Origin of the sequence: Micromonospora sp. NPDC047465 (assembly GCF_040643125.1) — a bacterium.
Lineage (GTDB): Bacteria > Actinomycetota > Actinomycetes > Mycobacteriales > Micromonosporaceae > Micromonospora.
Genome location: NZ_JBEYTP010000007.1, coordinates 184,447 through 209,231, shown reverse-complemented (window position 1 = coordinate 209,231; position 24,785 = coordinate 184,447). Strand labels below are relative to the sequence as shown.

Sequence of the window (24,785 nt, the reverse complement as noted above, 5' to 3'; positions counted from 1 at the left end):
GCCTCGGCCCGCCGCCGCACGAGTTCGCGGTCCTATGCTGAGCCGATGGACGTGGAGTTCAGCGGCGAGATGTTCTTCTGGAGGGGCCCCGCGCCCTGGCACTTCGTCACCGTGCCGGAAGACGACTCCCGCGAGCTGAACGCGACCTGCGCGTCCGTGAGCTACGGCTGGGGCATGATCCCGGTGACGGCCCGGATCGGGGGCACCGGGTGGCGGACGTCGCTGTTCCCCAAGGACGGGCGTTACCTCGTGCCGGTGAAGGCCGGGGTGCGCGAGGCCGAAGGGCTCGTGGTCGGAGACACCGTCACGGTGCGCCTGGTCGTCGACGTCTGAGCAGGGTGACCGGGTCGGGCCGGAGACGTCCCGGTCGGTTCCCTACAGCGCTCCGCCCCAGTTGTCGGTGGTGAGTCGGCCGGTGGTGTCGTCGATGAAGCGGTGTTCGAGGGTGCCGTTCGTCGTCCGGTAGAACACGTGATGCTGGTTCGGAGTCGACAGGCCCGCCGGGTCGTCGGTCACCACACCGAGGGCGCCCCAGTTGTCGACGCCCGGGCTGATCCCGGGCCACCAGTACCAGTGGACCAGGTCCCCCGAAGCCGTCCGGGCGAAGATGTGCTGCTGCTCCCGGTGCACGAACGCGTGCGGGTTCCCGACGAACCCACCACCCGGCCACACACCACCGTTGAGCGTGCCGGACGGATCGTCGAAGAACCGATGCTGCAATCTGCCGTCGGCGTTGCGGAAGAACACGTGGTGCTGGTTTCCGCCGTAGGAGAACCCGGTCGGATCCGACGCCACACCCGAGGTCACGCCCCAGTTGTCCGTAGCGGGGTTGATGCCCGGCCACCAGTACCAGTGGATCAACCCACCCGAGGCGGTGCGGGCGAAGACGTGCTGCTGGTCCCGATGCACGAACGCGTACGGATTCCCCACGAACCCACCGCCCGGCCACACCCCGCCCGCGATCTGACCCGTGTTGAGGTCGTAGAAGCGGTGCTCCAGGTTCCCCTCCGGATTGCGGTAGAACACGTGCTGCTGGCTGCCGTACGCGAAGCCGGTCGGATTCGACGTCACCCGCCCGACCGTGTTCCAGTCGTCCATGCCAGGAGAGGCCATGCCCGGCCCGAACCACCAGTGCCGCAACGTGTTGTCGCTCCCCCGCGCGAACACGTGCTGCTGGCCGGCGTGCGGATACCCGACCGCCTTACCCGTCAGCGGGCCCCCGCCCCAGTCCGCCCGCACCAGTCCCGCACCCGGCGACCACGACAGATTCACCAACGACCCCGCCGCACCCACCGCCACGACGTGCTGCCCGTCGCCGGAAACGAACGCCTGACCGGCGACGGGCTCGGCGGGGCGACCGCAGTTGTCGCTGGTGAGGTAGCGCTGGTGGTAGGAGCCCGGATACGGCGCGAGGGAGATGCCGTTGATGACGATGGTCTGCCCGACGCCGTTGTACAGCTGCTCGTAGTGGATGTGCGCGCCGGATGAGTTGCCGGTGTTGCCGGTCAGCCCGATCTGCTGGCCCTGGGCGACTGTCGCGCCGTTGGCCACCGAGTAGGCGGCGAGGTGGAAGTAGTAGGTCTTCCATCCGCCGCCGTGCTCGATGGCGATGTAGTTGCCCGCGCCGCTGGGCTGCGAGTATCGGTAGGCGGTGCCGGCTGCCGAGGCGAGCACGGGGGTGCCGTCGGTGACCCCGCCGTCGGCCCGGACGAAGTCCAGCGCCTGGCGGACCTCGCTGCTGTGGTGGCTGTAGGTCCACCGTTGCCCGCACGGGAACGGGGCTTTGAAGGTGGGCGCGGCGGCGCCGGCGGGTGCGCCGGCCGCCACGGCCAGCGCCGCCCACGTCACCACGGCGGCCACGAGCGTCACGCCCAGTCGGCGGACGATGCCTACGGTACGCACTGACGGCTCCTCGCTGCGGTGGTGGCGGCTGCGGGGACGGGCTGCGCGATCCGCGGTCGCCCCGGCCCGCCGGTCGGTCGGGACGGTGCTCGGAGCGCGGGCGATCGGGGCTCCGATGGCCGCGAGTCTGGAGAAACGCGGTGACGCCTGTCAATGGGTCGACGAAAGTTTCCGGCAGGGTGTCACTAGCGCCCCGCAAACATCCTTCGGCGATGGAGCGCGCTTGACTCCGCCGGCCGGCAGCCGTAGTTTGCAGCCTTACATCGATGGAAATCGCTTGATAAGACCGGCGTCCGTTCCGGCGCCGCAGTTCTCCGCCCTGCCCGCCGCACGCCCGCGACAAGGACGGTCATGACGATCAACCGCCGCTCACTGCTCGGAAAGGTCGCCGTGGTCGGCGCGGCCGCCGCGGTCGCGCCGGCCCTGGCCCCCGGCACGGCCCAGGCCGCCTACTGGAAGAAGCGCCTCACCGGCGCCGACCTGGACACCAACCACCGGTGGCAGGTCGCCGGCACCGACCTCGGCATACCGTACGTGCTGGAGAACGGCTCCATCGGCTACCTGTTCGGCGACACCTTCAACACTCCGTGGCCGGAGGGCCCGCCGCTGCCCAACGACTGGCGCTCACCGGTGATGCTGCGCTCCAACGTCCACCCGGGGTCGAGCGGTGGGATCGTCTTCGACAGCGCCGCCCGGGTCGCCGGCAACGGGCGGGCTCCCGAGCTGATGCACAACGGCCACAACGGCGTCGGCATCGACGGCCTCTGGGAGGTGACCGTCATCCCCAACGACGGCATCAGCTTCCCCGAGACCGGCCGCCAGCTCATCTCGTACATGAGCATCGAGAACTGGAACTCCGCCGGCCCCGCCGGGCCGCACTGGAAGTCGCGCTACGCGGGGCTGGCCTACAGCGACAACGGCAACGACTTCGTCCGTACGCCCCTGAAGTGGTGGAACGACGGCGCCAACACGGACCCCTTCCAGATGTGGACGATGCAGCGCGACGGAGACTGGGTGTACGTCTTCTCGGTGCGCTCGGGCCGACAGGACGGCCCGATGATGCTGCGCCGCGTCCGTTGGGACCGGCTCTTCTACCCCGAGTCCTACGAGGGCTGGGGCTGGAACGGCAGCAACTGGGGCTGGGGCCGCCCGTGCACCCCGATCCTCACCGGCCGGTTCGGCGAGCCGTCGGTGCGGCGGCTCGCCGACGGCACCTGGGCGATGTCCTACCTCAACTGCGCCACCGGCTGCATCGTCACCCGCACGGCGGGCGGGCCGGACCAGGTCTGGACGGCGGAGAAGGTCCAGGTCACGCCGTGGCAGGAGCCCGGGCTCTACGGCGGGTTCATCCACCCGTGGTCCAGCCACCGGGCCAACGACCTGCACCTGATGGTGTCGAAGTGGACCAGGACGCCCGACAACCGGAGCACCGCGTACCACGTCAGTCAGTTCGTCGCGTCGGCGTGAGCCCGCCGGACGGAGGCGGGCGCGCACCAGTCGTCACGCCGGGTCGACGCGGCCCCGGCAGTGGAGGGAAACCATGAGCGACAGTGGCAACGTCCGTCGTCGAATGAGCCGCCGGCGCCTGCTGGCCGGCACGGCGGGAGTCGCCGCCGCCGGAGCGTTCGCCGGGGCGTTCTCCGCGTCGTCCCCCGCGGTCGCCGCTGTCGACGGCCACGGCCTGCACATCGTCGACCGCAACGAGAACCCCGGCCGGCTGCAGTACTACCGCTTCGCCACCGCCGCCATCGAGTGGGACCCGGCGGTCAACGTCCTGCTGCCCGACGGTTACCACACCAGCGGCAGGCGCTATCCGGTGCTGTACCTCCTGCACGGCGGCAGAGCCGACTTCCGCACCTTCCACCTACAGGACAACATCGTCAACCTCACCGCCGGCCGGGAGATCATCGTCGTCATGCCGGACGCCTCGACCGGCTGGTACTCGAACCCGGTGCACAGCAACACCGGCCCCCGCAACTGGGAGACCTTCCACATGGCGCAACTGCTGCCGTGGATCGAGTCGAACTTCCGCACGTTCCCCGAGTACGACGGACGCGCGGTCGCCGGGTTCTCGATGGGCGGGTTCGGCGCCCTCAAGTACGCCGCGAAGTACTACGGCCACTTCTGTTCGGTCAGCTCACACTCCGGCCCGGCCAGCCTGCGCCGGGACTTCGGCCTGGTCGTGCACTGGGCCAACGCCACCTCGGCGGCGCTGGACCTGGGCGGCGGCACGGTCTACGGCGCACCACTGTGGGACGAGGCCCGGGTCAGCGCCGACAACCCCGTCCAGCGCATCGGCAGCTACCACAACAAGCGCGTGTTCCTCGCCGCCGGCACCTCGCCCGACCCGGTCAACTGGTTCGACACCGTCAACGAGACCCAGGTGCTGGCCGGCCAGCGCGAGTTCCGGGCGGCTCTCGCCCGGGCCGGCATCCCGCACGAGTGGCGCGAGGTTCCCGGGGGCCACTACTTCCGGCACGAACTCTTCGTCCAGGACCTCGACGGCATGCTCCGCCGCCTCCGCCGCGCCGGCTGACCTCGTCGACGTTCCCGCCGCGCCACCCGAGCCGTGGCGCGGCGGGAACGCCGACGCAGGCTGCGCGGTGCACGGGATCCGCGCGCCGGCGGGCACTCACCGCGGCTCGGCGGGCTGCCGGTCGGAGTCGTCGGGCGCGGTGATGGTGACGTCGAAGACGTCGAGGAGGCCGAGCAGTCCCGCGAGGGCGACGGCCTCGTCGCGTTTGAGGATGATGCTGCGGGTGGCGTCGGGGTCGTCGCCGTCGTGGTAGACCAGCTCACGCCGGCCGCCGGCGTAGTGGGTCACCACCCCGACGCGGCATCCGGCGTCGGTGGTGAACATGCGGCGAAAACCGATGCCGGGCAGCGGTGTCAGTTCGACGTCCATCGGAACTCCAGGTGGTGAGGGAACCGCAGCGGTGGGCGCGGTGCGGTGACGGCCGGACGAGGGCACGTCCGGCTGCGGCGGCAACGGCAGAACACGGCGCAGCCGTCGGCTCGCCGTGTGGAGACCGTTGCCCGGGTCAGCCGGTGAGCAGCAGGCGCAGGCCGGCGAGCGTGGCCAGGTGCGGATCCGGGGGCATCGTGACGGTGCGGCCGGTCAGGGCGGCCAGCCTGGCCGCGAGCCCCGGATGCGCCGCCCCGCCACCGGTGATCAGCAGTCGACGTCGACCCGGGCCGGCCGGGCGGGCGCCGACGCGGCGCACGGCGGCCGCGATGAACGGCACCTGGTCGACGGCGTTGGGCACGTCGACGTGCTCGGCGGCCGCGACCGCGCGGTCGGCGATGCGGGCGATCTCGGTGCGGCCGTGCCCGATGTCGACGGCGACGACGTCGTCGCGGTCCAGGTCGGCCTGGCAGGCCAGGGCCGCCGCCAACGGCTCCTCCACGGTGGCGACGCGCCCGCCGAGCGCCCGGCGGACCACCGCGACCAGGAGGTTCTTCTGCTGCAACGTGGCGGTGGCCGGCACGCCGACGACGACCGGTGAGACGTCGTCGCCCGGCCGCCCGGCGGCCGCCGCCACCACCCGCAACAGGTGTACGCAGGCGAAGAAGTCCTCCACCACGCCGTGCCGCACCGGCCACAGCAGCTTGGCGCCGCTGGTGGCGCGCAGGTCCATCGCGGCGTGCCCGACGGCATGGCCGCCGGAGGGTATCCGCGCGACGACGGCGGGTTCGGTGACGACCTCCCCGTGCACCGGGGTCCACACACGCACCGTCGACGTGCCGAGGTCGAGGGCGACGGGATGTCGTACGCCGAGGCGGGCGTACGCGCCGGGAGCCAGCATGCTCATCGTCCCCGTGCCGGAGTGCGCGCGGTGGCGCACGTCGTCGGTCGGGGCGGTCCGTCACCGAGGGACAGGAAGCGGGGGCGCGGGTCGTGACGCAGGGTCGGCATGGTGCTCCAAGCCACGGGCCGGCGCCGTGGGGCGCCGGGAGGCGAACAGGCTTCAGACGGCGAACGTCAGCCCGGGCGGAGCACGGTCCGCCGACCACGCCGGCACGCACCCGGGGACGGCCCGCCGGGTGCAACGGAACACGATGCACAGCCCGACGCCCCGCGCCGCCGACAGCACCATGACCAGCACGGCGAGCATCAGCAGCGCCGGCAGCGAGACGCGCTTGCCGACGCGGCGGAGACCGTGCCGATCCTGCATGGCCGACACCATAGCCGGGCGACCGGCCGCTCGGCCACGGCGTTCGACCCGGCACCACCCGGCCACCGGGATCCGCAAGCCCTGGCGCCGGGGTGGATAGCTGACTAAAGTCAGGTTTCATGACCTCGGATCGGCTCGTCGCCGCGGTGCGGCGGTTCAACCGGACGGTGACCCAGCGGGTGGGCGCCCTCGACGACGCCTACATGGCGCGCGGGCGTCCCCTCGCGCAGGCGCGGGTGCTGTGGGAGATCGGTCCCGGTGGCAGCGAGGTCGCGGCGCTCCGGGCCCGGCTCGGGCTGGACTCGGGTCACCTCAGCCGGCTCCTGCGCACCCTCGAGCACGACGGGCTGGTCACCGTCGGGCCGTCCGACCAGGTCGGGGGCGACGGGCGGGTACGGGTCGCCACGTTGACCGACGCCGGCCGGGCGGAGTGGTCCGAACTCGACAGGCGCTCCGACGAGTTCGCCTCGTCGATCCTCGCGCCGCTGTCCGCGCGGCGCCGGGAGCGGCTCGTCGCGGCGATGGCCGAGGTCGAGCGGCTGCTCGTCGCGTCGATGGTGGTCATCGCACCCTGCCCGCCCGGCGACCCGCGGGCCCGGGCGTGCACGCGGGCCTACGCCCGGGAGGTCGCCCGACGCTTCGACGACGGGTTCGATCCGAGCCGGAGCAACCCGGTGCACGACGAGGACCTCGTCCCGCCGGCCGGCCTGTTCCTGCTCGCCACCCTCAACGGCGAGGCCGTCGGGTGCGGCGCGGTCAAGCTCCACCGCGACGCGCCCGCCGAGATCAAGCGGGTCTGGGTGGCGGACACCGTACGCGGGCTCGGGGTCGGGCGGCGGATGCTCGGCGAGCTGGAACGGCACGCCGCCGCACGGGGCTGGACCGCCGTCCGGCTGGACACCAATCGCAACCTCACCGAGGCGATCGCGATGTACCGCGCGGCCGGCTACCGGGAGATCGAGCCCTACAACACCGAACACTACGCGCACCACTGGTTCGAGAAGCACCTGACGCCGTGACGTGTCGACCGCCGCACCGCCGCCAGCGCGCGTCGAGCCCCTTGGCCGGGCGGCGGGGCGGAACGACGCCAGCAGGGACGACGGGAATGGCGAATCAATTGACGCCGGCCCTCATTCGCACATTCTGCCCCGACCGTCATGGGCCGGGGCGCCATTCCGGGCAGTTTCTCCGTGTGACCCACCGCCATTGCCGTGTGACGAGGACGACGGTGGGGAATTGCCGTTTCCGGCGTACCGGATGACGGGGCTCGGCATTTCTTCCGGGTCGGCTCCCGGCGGCGCCCGGTCAAGGCCGGTGCGGTGCGGACGACTCCGGGACCAGCGGGTCGTGCGCGGCGTGCCGCAGTTGGCGGGTGCTGACGGCCTCGGCCAGCGCGAACGCGCTCAGGGCGCCGGCGAGGACCGCCAGCCCCGCCAGCCGGGACACCGTGGTGGTCACCGCCGTCAGCCCGACCAGCGCCACGATCGCGACGAGCCGGAGGCCACGGACCCGGTGCTGGATGCGCCACCAGAAGGCCTGGTCGGCGAGGAGGAAGACGATCACCCCGCCGTAGAGGGTGAGGTGGGACATGTCCCACCACCCGACGGGTCCGGCGACCCGCTCGACCTCCGCCACCGTCTTGCGCAGCCCGAGCGCGACCAGCACGACCCCGGCGATCATCGGCAGGTGCGAGTACGTGTACGCCTCGAGTGCGAGGCGGCTGCGCCGGCCGTCGTGCAGCCTCTGCACGCCTCGCTGCCCCGCGGTGGCGTCGACGTCGAAGTACGCCCACCAGAGCATCGCGACCACCACCAGGCTCAGCACGGAGGCGACGGCCACGGGCACGGAGACCGCGCGGTTGCTCACCGAGGCGCCGGTCGAGACGATCGCGCCGCCGAGCGCGACGAGGATGATCAGGCCGAACCGGTCGGCCCAGTGCTCGGCGGAGCGCACCGGCCAGTGCCGGGCGTTGAGCAGGTAACCGCTGCCGAGTTCGACGATGACGGCCGCCGCCCACAGGGCGGCACGGACGGGTCGGAATGCCTGCGGATCGTCCGACGGCGGCGGGACGATGGCGGCGGCGTAGAGCAGCGCGAGCGCCACGGCGGCCGACACCGCGAGGCGCACCAACTGGCCGCGGAACAGCCGGTCCTTCCGGGCCACCGTCCAGAACGCGACGAAGTTCAGGGCGCGCACGAGGCCGTAACACGTCACGAAGACCACCGGTCCCGGCAGGCCGCCGGGCAGGCCGATGAAGACCACGGGCACGGCGACGGCGATCACCAGGACGCTCGCCGCGGCGCCGAGGAGCAGGAGCCGGGCGATGGCGTTCTCGGTGCGGAACGAGCTGCCGAGCCAGGCGTAGCTGCACCACGCCCACCAGAGCAGCACGAGCACCGCCAGCCCCTGGAGCAGCCCGCGCCAGCCGGGTTGCGCGGTCATCAGCTCGGTGACCTGGATGAAGGCGTAGACGAAGACCAGGTCGAGGAAGAGTTCCTTGGGCGTGACTCCGGTGGAGCGCTCGGTGACCGGCTCGATCGCCCGGTGCAGCGCCCGGTGCCGCACCCGGAAGACGGTGCGGTCGAGCAGGACCAGGCTGGCGACCGCGGCGGCGAGCAGCCCTAACTGGGCGACCACCGGCGCCCGCGCCGCCACCGGGACGAGCGCCAGCACCAGGACGAGGCCGACGAGCGGCCCGCGGCCCCAGATGCCGATCGTCCGGCGCTCGAAGGCGATCAGGGCGAGCAGGTACAGCGCCACCCCGCCGTACAGGGCGAAGAGGCCGAGCGCCGGCTCCGACCGCACCGACTGGAACGCCACGCTGTTGAACGTGTGCTTGAGCCCGAGCGAGAGCAGGATCAGCCCGACGATCATCGGCAGGTGCAGGAACGTGTACGCGTCCCGGGCGAGCCGCGAGCGGGCGACGCCGGTGGTCTGTTCCAGCGCGTCCTCGGCGGAGAACCTGGCGATGTCGAAGTACGTCCACCAGAGCACGCCCACCAGCAGCATGCTGAGCACGGCGCCCCCGACCACCCCCCAGGTGACCGGGCTGGCCCAGCCGACACCCTGGCCCGTGCCGGCCGAGATGATGATCTCGCCGAACGCCACCAGGATGATCAGATGGAACCGCTCGGTCCAGTGCTTGACGGACTGGACGCGCCACCAGCTCACGCCGATGATCGTTATCCCGAGGTACTCGACGAGAAAGGCGGCCAGCAGCAGCGCGAAGCGGGCCCACTCCAGGGCTTCGCCGTCGGCACCGAACGTGCCGATGGGCAGGAGGCCCGCGGCCAGCAGGAACGGCGCGGCGGCGAGCAGGGGCACCCAGACACGCGGGTACGTGCGCCGGGCGGCGGGATCCCGCCAGACGGCGACGGTGGCCACCAGCAGCGCGCCGGAGCGGACGACCAGGTAGCAGACCACGACGACCAGCGGCCCGTGCAGGCCGCCCGGCTTGTCGGCGAACGTTTCGTTGAGGGTCACCCCCACGACCAGGATCAGCGCCGCCAGGCCGAAGATGACCACCGGCATGACGCCCCGGTCCACCCGGACGACGTTGCCGAGCCAGGCGTACGACAGCCAGCAGGTCCACAGCAGGACCAGCAGCACCACGCCGTGCAGCAGGCTCGTGACGGTCAGGTCGGCCGCGGCCGTGCTGGACACGGTGATGAAGGCGAAGACGAAGATCAGGTCGAGGAAGAGCTCCAGCCGGCTGACCGCGCTGGACTCCCCGACCAGCTGGATCCGGCCGGCCGCCACCGTCGGCCCCTTCTCGGTCACGCCCTCACTCTGCCAAGGGCCGGCCGGGTGGACAGCGGATCCGGGAAGCGGGGCCCAGGAGCCCTCGTCGCCCGGCCGGCACGCCCGGCGGCCTGCGCCGACCGGTCCCGCATTTCGCGCCGTCGCTTTCCGCGTCATTTCCCTGGCGGCCCACCCGGATTTTCCCGCCGTCCACCGAAATCGTCGCGGGGCGAGCCGTCGGGCGCCGCCGCATTGGCGGCGGCGGCCCGCGGTGGAGTCAAGAAGACGAAAGTCACGCTTTCTCGGATTTCCCGCGCGGCCCGTTCTTTTGTACGCTCTGTCCGCCGGTTTATCGGCCCGGTCGGCACGTGATTTCCGACGCCGAGGCACCACCCCCACCCGTCTCCGCCCATTTTCAGGGGCGGCGCCGTCGGCTGCGGTGACGCGTGTCCGGGCATGCCGGGGCGCCGGCCAGGTCCATCGACGACACGACACGGGAGCACGACACATGCAGGGGACAACCGCAGCACGCCGCCGGGCGACGCCGGCCCGACGGCGCCTTCTCACCGCACTGCTCGCCGCCACGGTGGGCGTCGTCGCGGCGGCGCCCCCCGCCCGGGCCGCGGACACCGGCTACGTGTCGGCGACTTCGGTGGAGGCCCTCGGCGGCGACCTGTCCACGGTCAGCCCCACGGTGCAGACCACCTATTCCGGCGACCCGCTGCGCCCCGCCGACTACCTCAAGCCCATGGGCCCGCTGGGCCACTACGGGCTGATCGGCCCCTGGGGGCCGCTCGGCGTCGCCGGTCCGATCGGCGTCGAGCCGTGGCATCCGTCAAGCTGGATCACCGGGACGGCCTGGGACGACTGGGCCGGCATGCTCGGCTGGTACGGCGGGCCGATGAGCGAGTGGGGCCCGCTCGGCCCCGACGGCCCACTGTCCCCGGAGGCGTACCACGAGACGCTGCCCAGCCTGGGTGACTTCAGCAAGCAGGTCCAGGCCGGCGGCGTGTGGGGCGTGCTCGGCCCCGTCGGGCCGCTCGGCCCGCTCGGCCCGTTGGGTCCGCTCGGCCCGGCCGGCGCGCACGGGCTCGGGCGCACGGCCGACGGCGCGTACGTCACCAGCGGCGGCGCGGTGCGCCGCACCGCGACCGTGCCGTACGGGACCGCCACCCGCAGCTACGAGCTGTACGAGCAGTACCACGACGAGTACGCCCGCGGTCTCGGCTACGGCAACGACACCTCGTTCATGGTGGAGCGCAGCACCCTGTCGCCCGGCAGTTCCGTCGACTACCGGTTCACCTCCCAGAGCACCCAGTGGGTCACCGTCAACGTCGTCCCGAAGTGGATGCGCTACGACCTCGCCACCCTGTCGGGGTACGTGACCAGCGCCGCGAACAACCACCTGGACTACCCGAGCGGCGCGGCGCGTGGCACGGCGCTAGTGGACGACTTCGACCTGCGGCTGACCGACGACACGGGGCGGGTGCTCGCCGTGTCGAACTCCGTCGAGCTGGCCGACACGATCCAGGTCCAGGTTGCCGCCGGCACGCGGCTGAACCTGCGGGTCACCCACCACCAGCGTGGCTCCTACGTCGGCTACCACGACGGCTACCGGCTCTTCGTCACCGGCTCCACGCCGCACATCGTCGGCACCGACATCACCGGCGCCCACCAGCGCCCGGTCGGGACGGTGTGATCCCGCCCGGGGGTCGTCCCGCCTGATGCTCTCGGCACGGGCCGGAGCCGTGCGGCTGCGGCCCGTGCCGGCGGGCGTCAGCCGGCGCAGTTGTAGTTCTGCACCGGCTGGGTCAGCTTCTCCTGGCTGCCGAACTTCGCGTAGACCCGCAGGTAACACGGCAGGTCGACGTCACCGTAGTAGCTCTGGACCGCGTTGTCGTAGTGCGTGGTGCCGCTCTGCGCGACCTGCCAGGCACCCGCGTCGCCCGACTGGATCTCCCAGTAGACGTCGCCCGAACAGCCCTGCAGCCCCTGGGACCACGCGATCATGTTGGCGCCGTTGTAGATCTCGGACTGCACGAGGGTGCAGCTCGCCGCCTGCGCCGGGGCGGCGCCGGCCAACAACCCCACGGTCAGCAGGGCCCCCGCTCCGACCGCTGACATCAGCTTGCGCATGACCAGTCTCCTCCACGATGGACGGTAGGTGGTCCACAGGAGGTTAGTCGCTCTGGAGATAAGTTCCAAGAGGATCATCAATGGAGACGAAAACTTTTATCGAGACGTCCCGCCGCCGGCGAACACGAGATCGAGGTGGGCGTCCAACGCGGCGAGCGCCTGCGCGGCGGTGTAGTGGCCGCCGAGCAGGTGGACACCCAGCCCCTCCATCAGCGCCAGCACGCCGGCCGCGTACTCGTCCCGCCGGGGACCCGGGATGAGACCGGCGACGAAGGCGCGCATCTGCTCGGTGTCCTCGCGCATGCCGGCGGCGACGTCCGGCCGCACCGCCGCGTACGCGAGGAACGCCAGGGCGACCCGCCCGTCGGCGAGCGACTCCTCGGACAGCGGTAGCAGCGCGGCGACCATCGTACGGAGCAGCAGCCGGGGGGCCGGGTCCTCGCCGAGCCGCGCGATCGCGTCGGTCACCCGGGCCTGGCTGCGCTCCCGCACGACGGCCATGGCGAAGGCCATCATCTCGTCCTTGGTGCGGAAGTAGTGCTGGACCATTCCGGCCGAGACGCCGGCCTCGGCCGCCACGTGACGCAGGCTCACGGCCTCCACGCCCTGACGCGCGGCCACGCGCATCAGGGCGGCCGCGATCAGCGTGCGCCGTTCGTGGCGGTCGACCTTCTTCGGCATGGCCTCATGCTGTCACGACGCGCACGCCTCGCCGATCACCGACGGCTCCGCGGCCCCGGAGGCGGGGTGCAGGGTCACCGTGCCGGCGGCGGCGTCCACCGTGACGAGTTGGCCGGTCCGGATCCTGCGGGTGGCGTCGGGGACGCAGATGACGGCGGGGATGCCGTACTCCCGGGCGACCGTCGGGCCGTGCGCCATCACCGCCCCCGTCTCGGTGACCAGCGCGGCGGCGGTGAGGAACAGGGGCGTCCAGCCGGGGTCGGTGGTGGCAGCGACCAGCACGTCCCCGGGTTCGACGTGGGCGGTGGCCGGGTCGTGGACCACCCGGGCCGGGCCGGTCGCCCGGCCCGCCGCCGCGCCCACCCCCCGCAGGGCGCCGTCCGGGGCCGGCGGCGGCGCGAGGACGGCCTCGACGTCGGTGCCGTCGGAGAGCAGGGCCACCGGCACCGCCGGGCGGCGCAGTTCCCGCCGGTACGTCGCGCGGCGCGCGGCGACCGTCGAGCGGTGGTCGGCGCCGTCGCGCACGGCCGCGTGCGTCTCGTCGAGGGTGAGGAACATGATGTCGTCGGGCCGCCCCAGCAGCCCCCGCTCCGCCAGCTCGGCGCCGACGAGCAGCAGTTGACGGCGCATCTCCCGTAGCCGGTAGAGGCCGGCGAACTTGCCGGCCTCCCGCAGGCCGGCCAGCATCCGTGCCCGGCGCAGGAGGAATCCGGCGATCCGGCCGCGGACCGGCCGGCGCCGGCGCGCCCGGGCGACGAGGTCCACGCAGGCGGCCTCGGCGGCCTCGGCGGCGCGGGCGAAGCGCCGGTCCGGGGCCTGCTCCGGGTCGGTGACGCGCAGGTAGTTGGCGATCATCGCGAAGACCGGTGTCGGGTCCTCGTCCCAGCGCGGCACCCCGAGGTCCACCTCGGCGACGGCGCGGTGGCCGTAGCGGTCCAGGAACGCCGCCAGGCCGATGTCGGGCAGCGCTCCCCGGGCGTACGCCGTGGCCAGGTCGTGCGGTGGGGTGGTGAGCAGCAGGTGGCGGTGCGCGGCGGCCTGCTGGCTCAGCCGCCACAACGCCAGGTCCATCTCGATGGTGACGTTGTGCGGCATGCCGCCCAGCACCGTGTCGATCTCGCCGGGGCCGGCCACGCCCCGCAGCAGCGAGGCCGGCAGCGTGGCGGCGAGCATCCCGGCGACGATCGGCCAGACGATGTCGTCGGGACTGGCTGACGGGTCCTCGTCGCGCACGTACCGCAGCCGGTCGGCGGCGGTGTCCAGCCCGGCGGGCGCGGCCGAGCCGACCCGGAGACGTTCGACCTCCCGGAACAGTCGGGCCCGGGCGGCCTCCGGGCGGGCCAGCGCCCGTACGACCCCGGTCGCCGCGCGGGCGGCGGTCCGCAGCGCCGGGCCGGTGGCCGTACGCCCCGGACCGGAAGCCGGCAGCGGCGCGAAGCGCGGGTCGGCGAGCACGTGCTCCATCACCGCCTGGGCCCGCGGCCCGAAGTCCACCGCCATCAGCTTGACCAGCCGTTTGCGGGTCGACGGGTGCCGCGCGAGGTCGGTCAGGTCGCCGTACAGGCGCCCGCCGATGTCGGTGATCTCCACGGTCAGGCCGAATGACGCCAGCATCGCCGCCACCAGCGACTTCAGGGTGGACATGCCCATCGGGGTGGCGGGTTGCCGCATGCCCTGCACGTGGCCGAACTCCAGGTAGACCCGGGGAGCCGGCCGCCCGGTCTCCGGCGGCAGCGGGAACAGCGTGGTGATCGGCCGCGACTGGAGCAGCCAGAGCACGCCCTGCCGGTCGTACGCCCATTCGACGTCCTGCGGGCAGCCGAACCGGTCCTGGAGGCGGCGGCCCGCGTCCCGCAGCTCGTCCAGCCGCTCGGCGGTGAGCAGGCCGGCGGCGGCCGGGGGCGAGCCGTCGAGGACGTACCGTTCCACGGCGGCGCTGCCGTCCACGACGGTCGTACCGAGCCCCTCGGCCGCCTCCACCATCATCTCGGTGCGGCAGCCGGTGAGCGGGTTGGCGGTGAACAGCACGCCCGCGGTCACCGGGTCGACCATGCGCTGCACGAGGACGGCCATCCGCGCCGACGCGTGGTCGATCCCGTGGGCGTCGCGGTAGGCGACGGCGCGGGGGTCGTGCAGCGAGCGCCGGCATGCCTCGATCGCCGTCAGGAGATCGGCGATCCCGGTGACGGCGAGGAAGGTGTCCTGCTGCCCGGCGAAGCTGGCGTCCGGGAGGTCCTCCGCGGTCGCGCTGGAGCGCACCGCCACCGGTCCCCCGCCGAGCCGCTCGTACGCCTGCGCGACCTCGACCCGCGGCACCACGCCCCGCTCGTGGGCGGCGGTCGTGACACAGAAGCCGTCCGGCACCCGCTCACCCGACCGCGCCAGCTCCCCCAGCCGGGCCGCCTTGCCACCCACCAGCTCGGTCATGTCCCCGGTCACCTCGGACAACGCGATCACGCGCATGCCGACCCCCTTTTGCAATACATCTGCATTGCTATCACCGTACGTCGTTCGCAATGCAGGTGCAATGCCAACCCGTCGGCGACCCTCCCGACCGGAACGCAAATGGAAACCGTTATCGTTTCGGCGTTCGCTCGCACGACGTTCCACCTGCCTCCGGAAGGGACCCGCCAGCATGCCCCTCTCGCCCACCGCCACGCCGAGGCTGACCCGCCGCGGTCTGCTCGGCGCCGCCGCCCTCTCCGCCGCCGCCTCGACCGGTGTCGCGCTGACCGGCTGCGGCGTCCACACCGGCCCGTCCGCCGCCCCGTCCGGCCGGCCGCGGCGCGGCGGACGGCTGCGGGCGGCGTTCGCCGGCGGCGGCGCCAACGAGACCCTCGACCCCCATCTGGCGAACCTGTTCAACGAGGCGTCGCGGGCCAAGGCCATGTTCGACAAGCTCGCCGACTACGGCCCCGACGTCTCCATCCGGCCCCGCCTCGCGGAAGGCTGGGAACCCAGCGCCGACCTCACCCGGTGGCGGATCACCCTGCGCCAGGCCACCTTCCACGACGGCCGGCCGGTACGCGCCGCCGACGTCCTGTACAGCTACGCACGGGTCACCGACCCGAAGCGGGCCTTCCGCGCCAGGGCGAGCCTCGACATGATCGACCTGGCCGCGAGCGGGGCGGTCGGCGACCGCGTCGTGGAGCTGGCGCTCAAGCGGCCCTTCGCCGAGTTCCCCAACGCCCTCGCGGCCTTCGGCGCCTACATCGTCCCCGAGGGCACGGAGACCTTCGACCGTCCCGTCGGCTCCGGTCCGTTCACGTTCGACACCTGGCGGCCGGGCCGGTCGCTGCTGCTGCGGCGGTACGCCGACCACTGGGACGGCGCGGCCCACCTCGACGAGCTGGAGTACCTGACCAGCAACGAGGAGTCCGCCCGGGTCAACGCCCTGCTCGCCGGCCAGGTGGACTACGCGCACGACGTCACCCCGACCACCGCCCGCACGTACGCTGGCGACCGCCGGATGACCGTCACGCGGATGCCGAACAGCACCATGCAGTCCTTCGCGATGAAGGTGGACCGGCCCCCGTTCGACGACCGCGACCTGCGCGAGGCCATGTTCCTGCTGACCGACCGGCGGCAGCTCGTCGACACCGTGCTCGCCGGCTCCGGGCAGGTTGGCAACGACCTGTTCGGCAAGGGCTACCAGCACTACGCCGACGACATCGCCCAGCGCTCCCAGGACCTCGACCGGGCCCGGTTCCTCGTCGACCGGGCCGGCGCCCGCGGCCTGCGGATCCCGCTCGACACCGCGCCGGTGGCCAGCGGCTTCGTCGAGGCCGCCAGCGTCTTCGCCGACCAGGCCAGGAAGGCCGGCCTCGTCGTCGAACCGAGGATCGGCGACAAGGACACCTACTGGAGGGACATCCTCGGCTCGGGCGTGCTGGCGTCGTACCGCTCCGGCGCCATGCCCATCGAGACGCACATCTCCCAGCGACTGCTCACCCACTCCACCACCAACGCCACCAGGTGGGCGCGGCCCGACTTCGACGCCCTCTACGCCAGGGCCGTCTCCAGCGCCGACGAGCAGGCCCGGTGGCAGGCGTACGGCGACATGCAGCGCAGGCTGCACGCCGAGGGCGGCTTCCTGGTCTGGGGCTTCGCCGACTTCCTCGTCGCCACCGGCCCACGGGTCGGCGGCGTCTCGGCCGACGCCCCCGCCAACACCCTCGACTGGGCCCGCTTCGACAAGGTCTGGCTGGGGTGAGCCTGCCCCGCTACGCCGTCCGGCGGCTGCTGCTCGGCGTCGGGCAGGTCGCCGGCGTCGCCACCGTCGTCTTCGTGCTCACCGAGGCGCTGCCCGGTGACGCCGCCGTGGTGATCGCCGGTGATCAGCCCGATCCGGCCCGCATCGCCCTGATCCGCGCGCACCTGCACCTGGACCAGCCGGCCTGGCAGCGCTACCTCGACTGGCTGACCGGCCTCCTGCGGGGCGACCTCGGCGTCTCGCTGGTCTCCCAGCGGCCGGTCGCCGAGCGGCTCGCCGACAGCGCCGGCGCCACCGTGCTGCTGGCGGCCCTCACCCTGACGGTGCTGGTGCCGCTGGCCGTGGGCGTCGGCATGCTGGCCGCCCGGCGCGAAGGGGGCCGGCTCGACCGGGCGCTGTCCGCCGGGTCCGTCGCCCTGTACGCCGTGCCGGAGTTCGCGCTGGCGATCCTGCTCGTCGCCGGGTTCGGCGTACAGCTGGGCTGGTTGCCGCCCACGGCGTTCGGCGCCGACCTGTCGGCGCGGCCGGCAGTCCTCGTCCTTCCCCTGCTCGTCCTGCTGGCCCGGCCCGTCTGCACGATCAGCCGGCTCACCCGGGCCGGCATGGTGGACGCGCTGCGCGCCGACCACGTAGGGCACGCCCGGCGTCTCGGCATCACCGGCGGCCGGATCTGGCTGCGCCACGCGCTGCCCCACGCCCTGGCCCCGGTGGCCCAGCAGCTCGCCCGTACCACCGACTGGCTGCTCGGCGGCGTCATCGTCGTCGAGGCGGTGTTCGTCGTACCCGGTCTCGGCACCGCCCTCGTCGACGCCGTCTCCACCCGGGACGTCCCCACGGTCCAGGCGCTGTGCGTGCTCGTCGCCGTCACCGCCGTCGCCGTGAACCTGACCGCCGACCTGGTGGCGTTCCGGCTCGCGCCGCGTACCGGAGCCGTCCGGTGAGGCCCCCGCTGCGTACGCTCGTCGCGGGCCTGCTGCTCGCCGTGCCGCTCGGCCTCGCCGTGCTCGGCCCCGCCCTGGCCGGCGACGCCACTTCCCGCGGTCTGCCGTTCGCCCCCGACGGGCCGCTCGGCACCGACTTCGTCGGCCGGGACGTCCTGCACCAGGTGCTGCTCGGTGGCCGCTCCGTGGTCCTGGTGGCCGTCGCCGCCACCCTGCTGGCCTACCTCGTCGGGGTCCCCGTCGGCCTGCTCGCCGCGACGACCCGCCGCCGGTGGGTCGACGAGATCCTCATGCGCCCGCTGGACCTGGTCCTCGCCGTGCCGTCCCTGCTGCTGCTGATCCTGGTGGCCGCCGTCGCACGGCCCGGGCCGGCCACCCTCGTCGGCGTCGTGGCGCTCATCGCCCTTCCCGAGATCGCCCGGGTCACCCGGGCCGCCGCCCTGCCGCTCGCCCACGGGCCGGCGATGGAGGCGATGCGCCTGCACCGGGAGACGTGGTGGCGCCGGGCCGGCGGGTACGTGGGGCGCGGCGTCCGCCGGATCCTGCTCGCCGACGCCGGGGTCCGGTTCGTCGGCGCGGTCTACCTGGTCGCCACGGCCAGCTTCCTCGGCGTCGGCGTCGCTCCCGACGCCGCGGACTGGGCCGTGATGGTCGACCGCAACCGCACCGGGCTGTTCCTGCAACCGTGGGCCGTCGTCGTACCGGCCGCGCTGGTCGTCGCCCTGGCGGTGGGCGTCAACCTGGTCGCCGACCAGGTGCTGGCCGCCCGCGCCGATCCGGCCCCGCCGCGCGGGGACGCGGGGCCGCCCGCCCAGGGTGCCCACCCGCCCCGCCGCTCCGGCCCGCAGGCTCCCGGAGCGGATCGGCGACGGTCGCCCGGCGGGCCGCTCCTGCGGGTGCGGCGGCTGACCGCCACGGCCGGGCAGCGACGGCTCGTCGACGGGGTGTCCTTCGACCTCGCCGCCGGGGAGATCCTCGCCGTCGTCGGCGCCTCGGGCAGCGGCAAGAGCACCACCGGCCGGGCGTTGCTCGGCGAGACCACACCGGGCGTCCGCCTCACCGGCGGGATCGCGCTGGCGGGCTCGGCCGTCGCCGCCGGCGCGCCGCCCCCGGCCGGCAGCGTCGGGTACGTCCCGCAGCAGCCCGCCGTGGCGCTGCATCCCCTCCGCCGCGTCGGCGCCGTGCTCGGCGAGATCGCCCGACGCCACCCGCCCGGCCGGACCCGCCGCGCCAGGCGACAGGCGGTGTCCGAGGTGCTCGACCGGATGGCCCTGCCCACCGACCGCCGGTTCCTGCGGCGCTTCCCCCACCAGCTCTCCGGTGGGCAGCAACAGCGGCTGGTCATCGCCCACGCCCTGCTCTCGCGGGCGGTCCTCCTCGTCGCCGACGAACCCACCACCGGGCAGGACGCGCTCACCCGCCGCGACGTCGCGCGCGAACTGACGGCGCTCGCCCGCCACGGCATGGCGGTGGTCCTGCTGAGCCACGACCTGCCTCTCGTCCGCGCCGTCGCGGACCGCGTCCTGGTGCTGCGCCACGGGACCGCAGTCGCGCAGGGTCCGACGGCCGAGGTCCTGGCGGCGCGGGACCACCACGACCGGGAGGAGGCGCCCGGCCCGCCGACCCGGGGCCCGGCCGCCGGCCGGGACGCCTCACCGCTGCTCGCCGTCACCGGCCTCGTGGCCACCCACCGCCACGGGGGTCGCCGGCGCACCGTCCTCCGCGGCGTCGGCGCGACGGCCGCCGCCGGGGAGTGCCTCGCCGTGGTCGGCCGGTCCGGCAGCGGCAAGACGACGCTGGCGCGCTGCGTCGCCGGGCTGCACCCGCCCACCGGCGGCCGGGTCGCGCTCGCCGGCCGACGCCTCGACCCGCACCTCGACCGGCGGGCCCGGCGCGACCTCGCGGCCATCCAGTACGTGTTCCAGGACGCCCGGGCGAGCTTCGACGCGTACCGCCCGGTCCTCGACCAGGTCGCCCGCGCCGCCCGGCGCCTGCGGGACGCCACCGACGCCGAGGCCCGGCGCACCGCCCTGCGCCTGCTCGACCAGGTGGGCCTCGCCGAACACACCGTGGCCGGCCCGCCCGACCGGCTCTCCGGCGGGGAGTTGCACCGCGCGGCGCTGGCCCGCGCCCTCGCCGGCGAGCCCCGCGTGCTGATCTGCGACGAGATCACCGCCGGCCTGGACGGCGACGCCCGGGAGCGCATCCTCGCGCTGCTGGATGACCTACGTCGACGCCGCGACCTGGCGCTGGTCGTGATCAGTCACGACCGCGACGTCGTGGCCCGCCTCGCCGACCGGATCGTCGTGCTCGACGGCGGACGCGTCGTCGAGCAGGGACCCGCCGACGCCCTGCTCGGCGCGGCCCGGCACCCGCTGACCCGCGCGCTGCTGCCCGCCGCCCCGCAGCGTCGGCGACGGGACGACGAGGAGCGGCGGGCGGATCCGGCGGCGACACGATGAGGGGAGAGACCATGCGGAACTACCGACACGGCGTGGGCGCGTACGAGGTGCGGATGGCCGACGGCCGGCACCTCGACGGGGCCCGCAGCGTCATGCTCGACACGTTCTACCGGGAGTTCGGCCACGGCTACCGTCCCGACTGGCACCACGACGTCATCGACCTGGCCGGCACCTACCTGGCACCGCAACCGCACGCCCTGTTCGTCGCGACCCGGGGCGAGGAGGTCGTCGGCACCACCGCGGTCCGCGCCGCAGCGCCGAAGAGCCCACCGCACCCGCGCTGCCTCGCGGAGCGCTTTCCGGAGGAGTCCACCGCGCAGCTCTTCCGGGTCTACGTCCGGCCCGAGCACCGCCGGCGGGGGCTCGCCCGCGCCCTCGTCGGTCTCGCCGTCGACTTCGTCTGCCGGCAACCCCGCTACCGGGAGCTGTACCTGCACACCGACACCCGCGTCGACGGCGCCGAACGGTTCTGGCGGGCGGTGGCCGAGCCGGTGCACGACGCGCGCGACGGCCGGGCCGACACCCACCAGACCGTCCACTTCCGGATCCCGCTGGCCGGCCGCCGGCCGTGGGCGTAAGAATCCTTCCGATCATCCATTGACTTCGATGATTTACGCCACAACAATCACCTTCCATATCGATGGATATCGCTGTTGATCGGATCTGGAGGGAGGTACCCGTGGTTGCTCTGAGAGGCGAGATGTCGTGGTTCTGCTGCGGCAACGCCTGGGGTCCCTGCGGCTCGGCCGGTGGTGGTGCATGCGGCACCTGTTCGTCCGGCAACTACCAGCACGCCTGGCCGAACACCTCGGACGCGTGCCTGGCCATCACCCGCCCACACGTGTGCGGAATCAGCGGGATGAGCCGCCGCGGCTGCGGCTTCCGGCACTACACCACCAACCTCTGCAACGGTGCCCGGGTCGGCACCGCCATCGCCGACTGCGGCCCACAGACCGACCTGTTCTGCGGTGAGCGCACCTGCTGCGGCTCGGCCTGCGGCAGCAACCGGATCATCGACCTGACGCCCGCGGCGTACAGCGCGATCGCCAGTCTCTCCACCGGGCTGCGGCCCTGCTCGGTCGACAGCGTCTGAACGGGAGGACCCCATGGACCAGACCCTGAGGCGCCGCCGGCTGCTCGCCACCGCCGCGCTCGGCGGCGTGGTCGGTGCCACCGGGCTCGGCTCGCTCGCCCCCGAGGCGGCGTTCGCCGCCGACGCCGCGACCGTCGAACCCGGCACGCCGGACCCGAACTTCGCCGAGGGCCGGATCAGCACGATCTCCGGCAACATGCTGCTGGTCACCGGCTCGGACACCGTGCTCCACTCGATCCGGATCACCGACGGCACGAGCATCTGGAAGCTGCACCCGACCACGTTCGACCGGGTCGCCGTCGGCGACGGGCTCTACGCCCGCGGCGTCCGCCTGCCCGACGGCACGCTCGCCGCGGACGCCGTGTGGGTCAACATCGTCAACCTGCACGGACACATCGCGGCGGTCGGCCGCAACGTGCTGCACCTCGACCACAAGGGCCGTCGGATCGTCGCGCACGTCGTGCCGGACCGGTCCGCCGCCGTCTACAACGGCACCCCGGCCGTCAGCGACATGTCCCTGCTGCGGGTCGGCCGGCACGTTCAGGTGCTCGGCGCCTGGCACCCGGACACCAACGAGATCGACATCGCCACCATCTACGCCGCCGCCTGACGGCGCGGCCTCCGGGCGGTACGCAGCCGCGGACCGCCCGGAGGCCGCCCGTCGGACCACCCGATGGAGACCACATGATCGACATGATCGCGGCGCTGCAACCGTTGGTCGTCGGCGCGGTGCTGATCTGGTCCGCCCGCGTGAAGCTCTTCAGCCGGCACGCCGCCGCGGCGGCCGGCCGGTCGGCGCTCGCCCGCCTGCTCGGGCAGCACCGGGCACTGCCCGCGTATCGGCTGCTCGGCGGTGTCGAGCTGGCCCTCGGCGCGCTGCTCGTGCTGCCGCCCGCGCTGCCTCTGGAGGCGGTCGGCGCGACCCTCCTGACGGCCGGGTTCCTCGCCTACCTGACGTACGCCCGGCGCGCCGCCCCCGCCTCCTCCTGCGGGTGCCTGAGCGCCCGGCCAACCCCGGTCTCCGGCCGCGGCCTGGCCCGGGCCGGGCTGCTGCTGGCGGCGGCCGGGCTGGCGGGGCTGGCCGACGGCGGTTGGGCGGGCGCACTCGCCGGGCGGCCGGCGGCCGGCGGCGCCGTGCTGGTCGCCGAACTGGCGGCGGTGGTGGCGCTCTCGCCGGAGCTGGACGCTGCCTGGCTGCTGCCGCTGCGCCGGCTGCGCGCCCGGCTGACCCATCCGCTGCGCGGCGGCACCGGCGTGCCGCTGCTGGCCACCGTGCAGCAACTCCAGCTCAGCGACGCCTACCGGCGGGTGGCCCCGCTGCTCCGCTCCGACGTGCGGGAACACTGGGACGACGGCGACTGGCGCTTCGTCGGGCACGCCGCGCGCTACCGGGGCCGCCCGGCGACCGCGGTGTTCGCCGTGCCGCTGGCCGACCGGGAGCCCGATGCCGTGCGGGTCGCCGTGGTCGACGACGCCACCGGGCACACCCTGCTCAGCCTGGCCGCCGCGCCGCCGCCCGCCGGCCCTCGGCTCTCCGTCGCGCCGGTCTGACGCCGCGCCTGCCGGGGTCTCAGTCGGCGGTCAGCCAGGCGCGGATCTTGTCGCCGTGCTCGTCGAGGCGGGGCGGCGGCAGGTCGTACCGGGGCGGCGTGGCGGAGAGGCCGATCGGGTTGCGGACGCCCGGCACCCCGCCGACGGTGACCACCGGGTCGAGCCCGAGGTCCCGGGCCAGGGCGACGCCGCCGTCGACCGTGTTGATCGGGGCGCACGGCACGCCCGCCGCGCGCAGGTCCCGGAACCACTCGTCGCGGGTCCGCCGGACCAGCCGCTCGACCAGCATCGGGCGCAGGACCTCCCGGTTCGCGGTCCGGTCGGGGTTGCGCCGGAACCGGGGGTCGTCGGGCAGCCCGGGCAGGCCGAGCACCTCGCACAGCTTCCGGAACTGACCGTCGTTGCCGGCGATGACGACGAGGTCGCCGTCGGCGGCCGGCAGCGGCTCGTACGGGAACAGGCTCGGGTGGGCGTTGCCCATCCGGAACGGCGCGGCGCCGCCGGCGACGTGGCCGCTGGCGTGGTTGACCAGGCCGGACAGCGCCGAGGAGAGCAGGTTCACCTCGACGTGCTGACCGACGCCGGTGTGGGCGCGGTGGTGCAGGGCGGCGAGGATGCCGAGGGCCGCGTGCAGACCCGCCATCACGTCGAACACGGCGACACCGGCCTTGTACGGCGGGCCGTCCGGCTCGCCGGTGAGGCTCATCAGGCCCGACGCGGCCTGGACCACGAGGTCGTAGCCGGGCAGGTCCGCGCCCGCGCCGGTGCCGAAGCCGCTGATCGAGGCGTAGACGATCCGTTCGTTGTCGGCGGCGACGCCGTCGTAGTCGAGGCCGAAGCGCTTCAGCCCGCCGGGGCGGAAGTTCTGGATCATGACGTCGGCCCGCCGGACGAGTCGCCGGGCGACGTCGAGGTCGTCGGGGTCGGCGAGGTCGAGGACCACCGAGCGCTTGTTGCGGTTGACGCCGAGGTAGTAGGTGGACGTCCCCTCCCGGACCGGCGGCATCCAGGCGCGGGTGTCGTCCCCGCCGGGCCCCTCCACCTTGACCACCTCGGCGCCGAGGTCGGCGAGCAGCATGGTCGCGTACGGCCCGGCCAGGATCCGCGAGAAGTCCGCGACGAGGATGCCGCTCAGCGGCCCGGCCTGCTGCTCCGCCATCGCCCCTCCCCTACCCGCTGCCGCCGTGGGCGCGCGCCGTCGGGTACGGGCGGTTCGCCGTCCGCACCCGACGGTCCCCGATGGAAGGACAACGATGGCACAGCCGGCGCGCCGGGCGTCGCCCGCCCCGAGGGATCCCACGCCGGACGGGCCGGCGCGACGAACGCCCGCGTCGCGTCGCGGGGGTCGTCGCGCCGGCCCACCGGGTCACCGCCGGTGGTGGTCCGGTCTCGTGATCCGGTACCGGGCCAGGTTCCCCTCGGTGGCCCATCGGTGGAAGCCCGCCTTCTCCAGCACCCGGACGGATGACGGGTTCGACAGTTCCACGTCGGCGGTCACGGCGTGGACCGCCGACACGGTGAGGGCGAACTCCGCCAGGGCCCGGGTCGCCTCGGCGGCGTAGCCCCGGCCGCGGCGGGACGGCACGATGCCGTATCCGATTTCGACGGTGCCCTCGCTGGGCGGCCAGAACAGGCCGATCGAGCCCACCACCAGCCCGCTGTCGCGCTCGACGATCAGGCGGTGGCCGTACGCGCCCAGCCAGGCGGGGTGCTGGTCGAAGAGGCCCGCCACGACGCGATCGCCGTCGGCGGGGAAGTCGTCCGCCCAGTGCGCGGACCTGGTGTCACCGAGGACCGCGGTGGCCTCGGCGGTGGTCCAGGGCCGGAGCACCAGGCGGTCGGTGGTCAGGTCGATCCGGGATGATGAGGAAGAGGAAGACACGTGTCACT

At 73.8% G+C, this 24,785-nt stretch carries 22 protein-coding genes; 12 read left to right on the top strand and 10 right to left on the bottom strand.

Annotated features, from left to right (window positions below):
• The first annotated feature begins 45 nt into the window (after nucleotides 1–45).
• Complete coding sequence (locus ABZ793_RS10015) at nucleotides 46–333, top strand: DUF1905 domain-containing protein (protein WP_357454713.1); 288 nt, start codon at nucleotides 46–48, stop codon at nucleotides 331–333.
• A 42-nt stretch (nucleotides 334–375) separates the two neighbouring features.
• Here the strand turns inward: ABZ793_RS10015 and ABZ793_RS10010 are convergent, their stop codons facing one another.
• Nucleotides 376–1,860, bottom strand: a complete 1,485-nt coding sequence (locus tag ABZ793_RS10010; protein ID WP_357454773.1) for a peptidoglycan DD-metalloendopeptidase family protein — start codon at nucleotides 1,858–1,860, stop codon at nucleotides 376–378.
• Between the two features lie 393 nt (nucleotides 1,861–2,253).
• Here ABZ793_RS10010 and ABZ793_RS10005 point away from each other — a divergent pair, with 393 nt between their 5' ends.
• Together ABZ793_RS10005 and ABZ793_RS10000 are read left to right on the top strand one after the other, a co-directional pair.
• Nucleotides 2,254–3,369, top strand: coding sequence for a DUF4185 domain-containing protein (locus ABZ793_RS10005; protein WP_357454710.1), 1,116 nt, complete (start codon nucleotides 2,254–2,256; stop codon nucleotides 3,367–3,369).
• 73 nt (nucleotides 3,370–3,442) lie between these two features.
• Complete coding sequence (locus tag ABZ793_RS10000) at nucleotides 3,443–4,438, top strand: esterase family protein (protein ID WP_357454707.1); 996 nt, start codon at nucleotides 3,443–3,445, stop codon at nucleotides 4,436–4,438.
• Nucleotides 4,439–4,534: 96 nt separating this feature from the next.
• Here the strand turns inward: ABZ793_RS10000 and ABZ793_RS09995 are convergent, their stop codons facing one another.
• The 3 genes from ABZ793_RS09995 to ABZ793_RS09985 form a co-directional block, all read right to left on the bottom strand.
• Nucleotides 4,535–4,807 (bottom strand): potassium transporter TrkA, encoded by a 273-nt coding sequence (locus tag ABZ793_RS09995; RefSeq protein WP_350708186.1) that lies wholly within the window; start codon nucleotides 4,805–4,807, stop codon nucleotides 4,535–4,537.
• Between the two features lie 136 nt (nucleotides 4,808–4,943).
• Nucleotides 4,944–5,708 (bottom strand): rod shape-determining protein, encoded by a 765-nt coding sequence (locus ABZ793_RS09990; protein ID WP_357454702.1) that lies wholly within the window; start codon nucleotides 5,706–5,708, stop codon nucleotides 4,944–4,946.
• A gap of 162 nt (nucleotides 5,709–5,870) precedes the next feature.
• Complete coding sequence (locus ABZ793_RS09985) at nucleotides 5,871–6,077, bottom strand: hypothetical protein (RefSeq protein ID WP_357454699.1); 207 nt, start codon at nucleotides 6,075–6,077, stop codon at nucleotides 5,871–5,873.
• A gap of 119 nt (nucleotides 6,078–6,196) precedes the next feature.
• Here ABZ793_RS09985 and ABZ793_RS09980 point away from each other — a divergent pair, with 119 nt between their 5' ends.
• Complete coding sequence (locus ABZ793_RS09980; RefSeq protein WP_357454696.1) at nucleotides 6,197–7,096, top strand: bifunctional helix-turn-helix transcriptional regulator/GNAT family N-acetyltransferase; 900 nt, start codon at nucleotides 6,197–6,199, stop codon at nucleotides 7,094–7,096.
• Between the two features lie 286 nt (nucleotides 7,097–7,382).
• Here the strand turns inward: ABZ793_RS09980 and ABZ793_RS09975 are convergent, their stop codons facing one another.
• A complete protein-coding gene (locus ABZ793_RS09975) occupies nucleotides 7,383–9,857 on the bottom strand; it encodes a low temperature requirement protein A (RefSeq protein WP_357454694.1) in 2,475 nt (824 codons plus the stop codon).
• Nucleotides 9,858–10,326: 469 nt separating this feature from the next.
• On the opposite strand from ABZ793_RS09975, the gene ABZ793_RS09970 reads away from it, so the two are divergent.
• Entirely contained in the window at nucleotides 10,327–11,517 is a 1,191-nt protein-coding gene (locus ABZ793_RS09970) for a hypothetical protein (RefSeq protein ID WP_357454691.1), read from the top strand.
• 77 nt (nucleotides 11,518–11,594) lie between these two features.
• Here the strand turns inward: ABZ793_RS09970 and ABZ793_RS09965 are convergent, their stop codons facing one another.
• The 3 genes from ABZ793_RS09965 to ABZ793_RS09955 form a co-directional block, all read right to left on the bottom strand.
• Complete coding sequence (locus ABZ793_RS09965; protein ID WP_357454688.1) at nucleotides 11,595–11,954, bottom strand: hypothetical protein; 360 nt, start codon at nucleotides 11,952–11,954, stop codon at nucleotides 11,595–11,597.
• 96 nt (nucleotides 11,955–12,050) lie between these two features.
• Nucleotides 12,051–12,635, bottom strand: a complete 585-nt coding sequence (locus ABZ793_RS09960; RefSeq protein ID WP_357454685.1) for a TetR family transcriptional regulator C-terminal domain-containing protein — start codon at nucleotides 12,633–12,635, stop codon at nucleotides 12,051–12,053.
• Nucleotides 12,636–12,647: 12 nt separating this feature from the next.
• Nucleotides 12,648–15,098, bottom strand: a complete 2,451-nt coding sequence (locus ABZ793_RS09955; protein WP_357454682.1) for a PEP/pyruvate-binding domain-containing protein — start codon at nucleotides 15,096–15,098, stop codon at nucleotides 12,648–12,650.
• A gap of 172 nt (nucleotides 15,099–15,270) precedes the next feature.
• Between ABZ793_RS09955 and ABZ793_RS09950 the strand changes: the two genes are divergently transcribed.
• The 7 genes from ABZ793_RS09950 to ABZ793_RS09920 all read left to right on the top strand — a co-directional run bounded on the left by ABZ793_RS09950 (nucleotide 15,271) and on the right by ABZ793_RS09920 (nucleotide 22,895).
• Nucleotides 15,271–16,848 (top strand): ABC transporter substrate-binding protein, encoded by a 1,578-nt coding sequence (locus tag ABZ793_RS09950; protein ID WP_357454679.1) that lies wholly within the window; start codon nucleotides 15,271–15,273, stop codon nucleotides 16,846–16,848.
• Nucleotides 16,845–17,789: an ABC transporter permease gene (locus ABZ793_RS09945; protein WP_357454676.1), complete on the top strand. Its 945-nt coding sequence runs from the start codon at nucleotides 16,845–16,847 to the stop codon at nucleotides 17,787–17,789. Before ABZ793_RS09950 ends, ABZ793_RS09945 begins: the two co-directional genes overlap by 4 nt.
• Entirely contained in the window at nucleotides 17,786–20,251 is a 2,466-nt protein-coding gene (locus ABZ793_RS09940; RefSeq protein WP_357454673.1) for an ATP-binding cassette domain-containing protein, read from the top strand. The genes ABZ793_RS09945 and ABZ793_RS09940 overlap by 4 nt, the downstream gene beginning before the upstream one ends.
• A gap of 11 nt (nucleotides 20,252–20,262) precedes the next feature.
• Nucleotides 20,263–20,829, top strand: a complete 567-nt coding sequence (locus tag ABZ793_RS09935; RefSeq protein ID WP_357454670.1) for a GNAT family N-acetyltransferase — start codon at nucleotides 20,263–20,265, stop codon at nucleotides 20,827–20,829.
• Nucleotides 20,830–20,930: 101 nt separating this feature from the next.
• Nucleotides 20,931–21,344, top strand: a complete 414-nt coding sequence (locus ABZ793_RS09930; RefSeq protein WP_357454667.1) for a hypothetical protein — start codon at nucleotides 20,931–20,933, stop codon at nucleotides 21,342–21,344.
• 13 nt (nucleotides 21,345–21,357) lie between these two features.
• Nucleotides 21,358–21,954, top strand: a complete 597-nt coding sequence (locus ABZ793_RS09925) for a cell wall protein (RefSeq protein ID WP_357454664.1) — start codon at nucleotides 21,358–21,360, stop codon at nucleotides 21,952–21,954.
• A gap of 74 nt (nucleotides 21,955–22,028) precedes the next feature.
• Complete coding sequence (locus tag ABZ793_RS09920; protein WP_357454661.1) at nucleotides 22,029–22,895, top strand: MauE/DoxX family redox-associated membrane protein; 867 nt, start codon at nucleotides 22,029–22,031, stop codon at nucleotides 22,893–22,895.
• Between the two features lie 19 nt (nucleotides 22,896–22,914).
• Here ABZ793_RS09920 and ABZ793_RS09915 read toward each other — a convergent pair whose 3' ends face one another.
• Together ABZ793_RS09915 and ABZ793_RS09910 are read right to left on the bottom strand one after the other, a co-directional pair.
• Nucleotides 22,915–24,054, bottom strand: a complete 1,140-nt coding sequence (locus tag ABZ793_RS09915; protein WP_357454658.1) for a CaiB/BaiF CoA-transferase family protein — start codon at nucleotides 24,052–24,054, stop codon at nucleotides 22,915–22,917.
• Nucleotides 24,055–24,261: 207 nt separating this feature from the next.
• Nucleotides 24,262–24,777: a GNAT family N-acetyltransferase gene (locus ABZ793_RS09910; protein WP_357454655.1), complete on the bottom strand. Its 516-nt coding sequence runs from the start codon at nucleotides 24,775–24,777 to the stop codon at nucleotides 24,262–24,264.
• Between the last annotated feature and the right edge of the window lie 8 nt (nucleotides 24,778–24,785).